Source organism: uncultured Parvibaculum sp., assembly GCF_963975745.1.
GTDB lineage: Bacteria > Pseudomonadota > Alphaproteobacteria > Parvibaculales > Parvibaculaceae > Parvibaculum.
The window spans coordinates 182,192-189,486 of sequence record NZ_CAXBIB010000006.1; the positions used below are offsets into that span (position 1 = coordinate 182,192).

Here is a 7,295-nt window from a genome sequence, read left to right on the forward strand (position 1 = left end):
ACGACAGTTACGTGACAGTTTTGTGACAGTGCCGGGCGGCGCGGTTCCTGTCAGCCGGTGACCGGGAAAAGTACTGTAAAAACAGAGCCTTGGCCGATTTCGCTTTCGATCTGAAGCGTGCCCTGATGGCGATTGACGATGTGCTTGACGATCGCCAGCCCCAGGCCCGTGCCGCCCCTGGCGCGCGAGGCCGCCGCGTCGACACGGTAGAAACGCTCGGTCAGGCGCGGCAGGTGCTCCCTTGCGATGCCCGGGCCGAAGTCGCGGACCGAAAGCCGCACCATCGGGCGGCCGGCCTTCTTGTCCGTCGCCAAGGAGATCTCGACGCGCTTGCCGGCGCGGCCATAGCGCAGCGCGTTGTCGGCGAGATTCTGTACGACCTGGGCCAGCTCCTCCCGGTCGCCGCGTATCCGCGGCAGCCCGGCCGGCGCGGTGACGGCCACTTCGACACCATATTGCTGCGCCGTCGGGGTCAGGCCGTCGGCGACGTCGCTGACCACGCCCAGCAGATCGACCTCGTCGGCCGGCCGCATGTGCTCGCGCAGCTCGATGCGCGACAGCGACAGCAGGTCCTCGATCAGCCGGCGCATGCGCGCGGCCTGGTCGGCCATGATCTCGAGGAATTTTTCGCGCGCCTCCGGATCGTCCTTCGCGTGGCCGCGCAAGGTGTCGATGAAGCCCGAAAGCGAGGCGAGCGGCGTTTTCAACTCGTGGCTGGCGAAGGCGACGAAGTCGGCCCGCATCGCCTCGACGCGCTTGGCCTCGGTCAGATCGCGCAGCAACACCAGGCAAAGCCGGGACGCACCGGCGTCATCGGTCTCGATCGGCACGACGAAGGCGCTGAAATGACGTTCGACCGGAACCGGCATTTCGTATTCGATCGTGCGGGCCGTGCCGTCCCGCATCACGCTTTCGATCGCCGCGATCAGCGGCGCGACGCGCAGCACGCTCGCCACATGCCGGCCGCGGGCGGCCTTGCCGATCAGCGGCTCGGCGGCGCTGTTGCCGAACATCACGCGGCCGTTCCGATCGAGCACGAAGAGCGCATCGGGAAGACGATTCAGAATGGCCAGCGCCGGTCCCGACTCGAAGGCGGAGGGCGCCGTCTCATCGGTGCGGGACTGAATCCGGATCGGCGCCGTTTCGCCCATCGCAATGGCGCGGGCAACCGCGACGCCAGCCAGCAGAAGGAAGGAGACGAAAGCGGCGGTCGGGTGAAGCGCCCCGGTCAGCGCCAGTATCAGGAAGAGGACGGCCGCCATGACGACAAAGGTCCGGGTGCCGGTCCAGCGCGCCCAGAAGTCGCGCAGCCACACCCTGCCCTGCCGCAGTCTCGATCCGCCTTCCGCCGCCGCCATTCGATTCTCGTTACGCTCCGAAGTCCCAGCTCATGCCTTCGTGGTAGCACTTGAGTACACTTTTCGCGATGACAATGCGATGGACCTCGTCGGGTCCGTCGGCGAGGCGCAGCGTGCGGGCGCCCTGATACATGCCGGCCAGCGGCGTGTCGCCCGAGACGCCGAGGGCGCCATGTACCTGGATTGCGCGGTCGACGACGCGCTCGAAGGCGGCGGGCACGAAGATCTTGATCGCCGAGATGTCGACGCGGGCGCCCGATCCCTCCTCCATGCGATGGGCACAGTGAATGGTCATCAGGCGGGCGGCCTGGATGTCCATGTAGCTGTCGGCGATGAAGCCCTGGATGAACTGCTTGGTCTCGAGCTTGCCGCCATGGACCTCACGGCTGATGGCGCGCTTGCACATCAGGTCGAAGGCGCGCCACATCTGGCCGATCGAATTCATGCAGTGGAAGACACGGCCTTCGCCGAGACGGTCCTGCGCCGCCTGATGGCCGGTGCCGGTGCGGCCGAGCTGGTTTTCGAGCGGCACGCGGACATTCTCGTATTTGATCTCGCAATGATCGCCGCCGGTGTGACCCCAGACGGGAACCGACCGGATGATGTTCACGCCGGGCGTCTTCATCGGCACGATGATCTGGGTCATCTTGTCCTTGACGCCGCCCTTGCCGTCCTTCTCTTCGGTGCGGCACATCACGATGGCGATGTCGGCGCGGCGACCATTGGAGGTGAACCATTTGTGGCCGTTGATGACCCAGTGGTCGCCGTCCTTCACCGCACGGGTCTGGATCGCGTAAGGGTCGGAGCCGGGCTGGTCGGGCTCGGTCATCGAGAAGCAGCTTTCGATGTCGCCGGCGACCAGCGGCTCAAGCCATTTCTTCTTCTGTTCGGGCGTGCCGTATTTCAGCAGGATCTTCTGGTTGCCCGAGTTCGGCGCGACGACGCCGAAGAGACGCGCGGAGAAAGGCGACCAGGCCATGATCTCGTTCATATAGGCGTGCTTCAGAAAGCCGATGCCCATGCCGCCATAATCCTCCGGCAGATGCGGCGCCCAGAGACCCTCGTCCTTGACCTTCGCCTTGATCCTCGTGCGGACGGCTTCGGCTTCGGCGCCGCCCTTGTAGAGAACCGGTTCGGCCGGGATGATGTCGCCGGTGACGATCCGGGCGGTGCGCAGCCGGATCTCGTTGATGCCGTCGTCGAGACCCGGGATGGGTTGTACCTGCATGATCGTTCCCCCTCTGTGCCGATGGCGTTTGCGCCAGCATAGAGGCGACGGCGGGGGGCGGTCCAATGCGACGCGGAAAGCCGCGCGAAGCTCGTGACATTTCCATGAATTGCCATAGTTTAGAGCCCATGACGGCATTCAGACGAGGCGGAGCGAGATGACGGAGATCAGCGGCAAACTGGCGGTGGTGACGGGCGCGGCGAGCGGCATCGGACGCGGGACGGCAATTGCGCTCGCAAAGCGCGGGGCGCGGCTGGCGCTGACCGATCTCGACCGGGCGGGGCTTGCCGAAACGGCGGCGCGGGTCGAGGCGCTGGGCGGCAAGGTCACGACCTATCTGGTCGATGTCGCCGACCGCGACGCGGTCTATGCCTTCGCGCAGGAGATCGAGGCCGCGCATGGCGGCGCCGACATCGTCATCAACAATGCCGGCGTCGCGCAGATCGCGCGGGTCGACGAACTTGCCTATGACGATTTCGAATGGGTGATGAATATCGACTTCTGGGGCATGGTCTATGGCAGCAAGGCCTTCCTGCCGCAGCTGCAGGCGAAGGGCGAGGGCCACATCGTCAATGTGTCGAGCATCTTCGGATTGATCGCGGTGCCGACACAGGCGGCCTATAATTCGGCCAAGTTCGCCATTCGCGGTTTCACCGAAGCGCTGCGGCACGAGATGAAGGGAACGGAGATCCAGGTCTCCTGCGTGCATCCGGGCGGCATCAAGACCAACATCGTCCGCAATGCCCGTTTCCTGCAGAGCACGCAGGCCACGCTGCGTGAGGACGCGGCGTCGGGCTTCGACAAGATCGCGCGGACGACGCCGGAACGCGCCGGCGAGGTGATCGTCAACGGGATCGCCAGGAACAAGCCGCGCATCCTAATCGGCGCCGACGCGAAATTCGTCGACTGGCTGCAGCGGCTGATGCCGGCTTCCTATGGCAAGATCATGTTCCGGCGCGAGAGCAGCGTGCTGACCGGACAGCCGGAGACCAAACAGCAAGGCGCGTGATCGCCGCGCATCTGCGGCGATCGTCGAAGCGGGGGGAGGCATCGGTGAGCGAGACGGCAAGCAGCGACGGCGCGGCGCGCATGACGGTGCGGCGCATGGGCTTTGCCTATCCGGCCGCGATGGGCGGACACTGGAACAAACGCCGACCCGAATTCTCGCAGATCGTCAATGCGGCGTCGCTGGCGATGCCCTATCTCGAGCCCTATCTGATCAAGACGATGCGCGAGGCGCGGCCGCAGATCCGCGACGCGGCGCTGCTGGCGGCGCTTGACGATTATGTGGCGCAGGAGGCGATGCATTTTCGCCAGCACCGGAAATTCAACGATGAATTGAAAGCGCGCGGCTATAGCTCGATCGAAAAGATTGAAGCGGGGCTTGCATCGGATTACCGCAAGCTCGGCGAGACGCGCTCGCTGGCGTTCAATCTGGCCTATGCGGAGGGCTTCGAATCGATGGCGCTGGCGATCGGACGGATGCTGATCGCCGACCGGCGCTTCCTGTTCGGCGGCAGCGAGAGCGGCGTCGCCTCGCTGATCCTGTGGCATTTCGTCGAGGAGATCGAACACAAGAATGTCGCCTATGACGTGTTCGAGCATCTGGCCGGAAACTATTTCCGCCGCGTCCACGGGCTGCTTTATGCAACGGCGCATATCATGTGGCGCACGCGCGGCGGCTATCAGGCGCTGCTGAAGGAGGACGGGCTGTGGCGCGATCCGCGTTCGCGCCTTGCGCTGGGATTGCTCCTGCTACGGATCTTCGCGCAACTGACGCCGAAGATGCTGCGCATCCTGATGCCCTTCTACAATCCGCGCCAGGTGAAGGATCCCGCCTGGGCGCTTTCATGGGCGCGTCTCTTCAGAGCCGACAATGACGGCGCCGGACGGCTCGACACGACGCGCCTCGACGCCGCGGAGCCGATTGCCCTTTCCACCGGAGGAACAAGATGAGCGAACAAACTTCGGCATCCGCCGGCGCCAGCAACATGGCGGCGCGGATGCGCGCGCTGCTGTTCTTCAACGGCGTCGGTCTGTTCGTGCTGGCGATCATCATCGGCTGGATATGGTTCTTTGCGCTGCTCGGCCGCGTCGTGTTGTGGCCGCTGCCGATCGACATTCCGGTTTCGATTCCCGATGACGGCCGCGCCTGGCGCATGGCGCATATGGAAGGGATCACGCAAGGGCTGATGCTGATGGCGCTCGGTCTCGGCGGACAGTTCATGCGGCTGACGCGCAAACAGTTCATCTGGTTCTTCTGGTCGGCACTGGTGACGGCATGGCTGTTCACGATCCCGCCGATCTTCAACGCGCTGTTCGGCACGCGGGGTCTCGCCTTTGGCGGCGGACCGTTCAAGGGCGGGCTGGCGAACGATGTGATCTATCTGTTCGGCTGGCCGCCGGTGGTGGCGGTGCATATCATGCTGGCGCTGGCGGTGCTGGGCGTGTGGCGGCATCTCAGAGCCGAGAAATAATCGTCCGGGTGCGGAATAGCGGGCAAGTTATCCCCGATTGTGACAGCGTTATTTTCCCGTTATGCTCCCCTCTGTCACGGAACTGTCACGAAACTGTCACAAACGGACTTATCCCCCGGGGACAAGCCGCACTTGCCCCCGGGGCCGGCGCGGCGTGGCAGAATCGGGGATTTTTTGTTTTGCGCGGGCGGGCGCGACGGTGGTGGGTTTTTCTATTCGTATACGGATTTTTTCACGCGACGCCGGAAGGAAGGGTTTTCACGCGGAGACGCGGAGTCGCGGAGAAGAGAAGAATTGTTCACGCGAAGACGCGAAGAAAAGAGAAGAATGACTCACGCAGAGACGCAGAGGTGCCCTCATGCGGGGCGCGGCACCGGAACCTCGCCGGCGCCGGTTGGTTTGCTGCCGGGCTACGCCCGGCAAGGGCGATCGGGAGAGGTTGCGGATATACGGTTTTGTCATTGACGGGCGGGCGCGGTAATCTGCGGCATCTCACAAAATGGATGGAATGAATGACGGATCGTTCGGAGACCTCGCAACTGATCGGGCCCGCGTCGCGGGTCTATTTCTCGCAGCGCCTCAGGCTGCATTATGTCGACTGGGGCAACGAGGCGGCGCCGCCGCTGTTGATGATCCATGGCGGGCGCGACCATTGCCGCAACTGGGACTGGACCGCCGAACGCTTGCGCGATCGCTTTCACATTATCGCGCCCGACTTGCGCGGCCATGGCGACAGCCAGTGGATGGTCGGCAGCGGCTACGAGATGAACGATTATGTCTATGACATCGCGCAGCTGATCCACCAGAAGGGTCTGGCGCCGCTGACCATCATCGCGCATTCGATGGGCGGCGCGATCGCGCTGCGTTATGCGGGGCTCTATCCCGAGACGGTGAAAAAGCTGATCGTGATCGAGGGGCTGGGGCCCTCGCCCAAGATGCTCGGCGAGCGCAAGGCGATTTCGGCCGACCAGCGCATCCGCAACTGGATCGACGAGGTGCGCAAGCTGTCGTCGCGGCAGCCGCGGCGCTATGAAAGCATCGAGGAAGCCTGGAAGCGGATGCAGGGCGAGAACCCGCATCTCTCGCCCGAGCAGGCGCGGCACCTGACGGTGCATGGCGTCAACCAGAACGAGGACGGCACCTACAGCTGGAAGTTCGACAATTATGTGCGCGCGTTTTCGCCCACGGGCTTCGACGAGGAGACCTCGAAACTGCTCTGGGAACGGATCACCTGTCCGACGCTGCTGATCCGCGGCACCGAAAGCTGGGCCAGCGACCCGGTGGCCGACGGGCGGGCGCAGCATTTCAGGAATGCGAAAGTGGTGGCGGTCGAGGGCGCCGGGCACTGGGTGCAGCATGACAAGCTCGACGAATTCCTGAAGCTGACGGAAGATTTCCTGGCGGCGTGAGGAAGGAAGATTTTTTCACGCGGAGACGCGGAGGCGCGGAGAAGAGAAGGGGTTTCACGCGAAGGCGCGAAGAAACGGGAAAAAGGAATGGATTGCGCCTTCGGCGCGAACAGGCGCTTACGTTTGCGGCACATCCTCAACCACATTCGTCATTGCCGGGTTTGACCCACTGCTGTCCGGCCTAATTTCCAAATCCAAATTCAACCGTCATGACCCGGCTTGTCCGGGTCATCCACGTCTTGGCGACACCCAAAACCGAAGAGAAGAAAGACGTGGATGGCCCGCCCTCCTTTGTAATCAAGGTGGGCGGGCCATGACGGGTTTGGTTGGGTAAGAGAAGAAGGAAGAAGGATTCACGCAGAGACGCAGAGGCGCAGAGGTGCTGCGGCGGGCCGAAGGTTTCTGCCCCGCACCGCTTCTGTTGTGTATCCCACCCGCCCCTGGGGGGCGGGTCGAAAAATTCGAGCGCAGCGAGGATTTTTCGGGGCGGGGGCGCTGAGGCGGCGGCCGATGCTTGCGCAGGTTTGGCACGCGAAGACGCAGAGGGGAATCCATGCGCGGCCGGCGCCCGTTTCCTGTCGCCTGATTTCCTTTGCCGGGCTTCGCCCGGGCCGCTGCCCTTGCCCCGCTTGAGGGCACCTCTGCGCCTCTGCGTGAATCCCTTCTTTCTTCTTCGCGCCTTCCCCCTTCGCTCCTTGCGGAGCTACGGCGGACAGGCCGCGTCTCCGCGTGCCAATTTCTTCCTTCGCCGCTTGCGGCGACGTGGATTGGGCCCCCTGAGTTCACAAACGAAGTGCAACACCAGCTTGGGCTTAAGGTGTTG

At 64.0% G+C, this 7,295-nt stretch carries 6 protein-coding genes; 4 read left to right on the forward strand and 2 right to left on the reverse strand.

Features of this window, described 5'->3' with window-relative positions; genetic code table 11:
* Positions 1 to 50 precede the first annotated feature (50 nt).
* Together AAC071_RS07140 and AAC071_RS07145 are read right to left on the reverse strand one after the other, a co-directional pair.
* Positions 51 to 1,358 carry an ATP-binding protein gene (locus tag AAC071_RS07140; protein WP_339831240.1) on the reverse strand — a complete coding sequence of 436 codons (1,308 nt, stop codon included), beginning with the start codon at positions 1,356 to 1,358 and terminating at the stop codon, positions 51 to 53.
* A gap of 10 nt (positions 1,359 to 1,368) precedes the next feature.
* On the reverse strand, positions 1,369 to 2,586 hold the full coding sequence (locus tag AAC071_RS07145; RefSeq protein WP_339831242.1) for an acyl-CoA dehydrogenase family protein: 1,218 nt from the start codon (positions 2,584 to 2,586) through the stop codon (positions 1,369 to 1,371).
* A gap of 157 nt (positions 2,587 to 2,743) precedes the next feature.
* Between AAC071_RS07145 and AAC071_RS07150 the strand changes: the two genes are divergently transcribed.
* The 4 genes from AAC071_RS07150 to AAC071_RS07165 all read left to right on the forward strand — a co-directional run bounded on the left by AAC071_RS07150 (position 2,744) and on the right by AAC071_RS07165 (position 6,472).
* Positions 2,744 to 3,595 (forward strand): SDR family NAD(P)-dependent oxidoreductase, encoded by an 852-nt coding sequence (locus tag AAC071_RS07150; RefSeq protein ID WP_339831244.1) that lies wholly within the window; start codon positions 2,744 to 2,746, stop codon positions 3,593 to 3,595.
* Between the two features lie 44 nt (positions 3,596 to 3,639).
* Positions 3,640 to 4,542 carry a metal-dependent hydrolase gene (locus AAC071_RS07155; RefSeq protein WP_339831246.1) on the forward strand — a complete coding sequence of 301 codons (903 nt, stop codon included), beginning with the start codon at positions 3,640 to 3,642 and terminating at the stop codon, positions 4,540 to 4,542.
* Positions 4,539 to 5,063, forward strand: coding sequence for a hypothetical protein (locus AAC071_RS07160; protein WP_339831247.1), 525 nt, complete (start codon positions 4,539 to 4,541; stop codon positions 5,061 to 5,063). The genes AAC071_RS07155 and AAC071_RS07160 overlap by 4 nt, the downstream gene beginning before the upstream one ends.
* 512 nt (positions 5,064 to 5,575) lie before the next feature.
* The gene (locus AAC071_RS07165) at positions 5,576 to 6,472 is read left to right on the forward strand and encodes an alpha/beta hydrolase (RefSeq protein WP_339831248.1); all 897 of its coding nucleotides are present in this window, start codon (positions 5,576 to 5,578) and stop codon (positions 6,470 to 6,472) included.
* Positions 6,473 to 7,295: the final 823 nt, after the last annotated feature.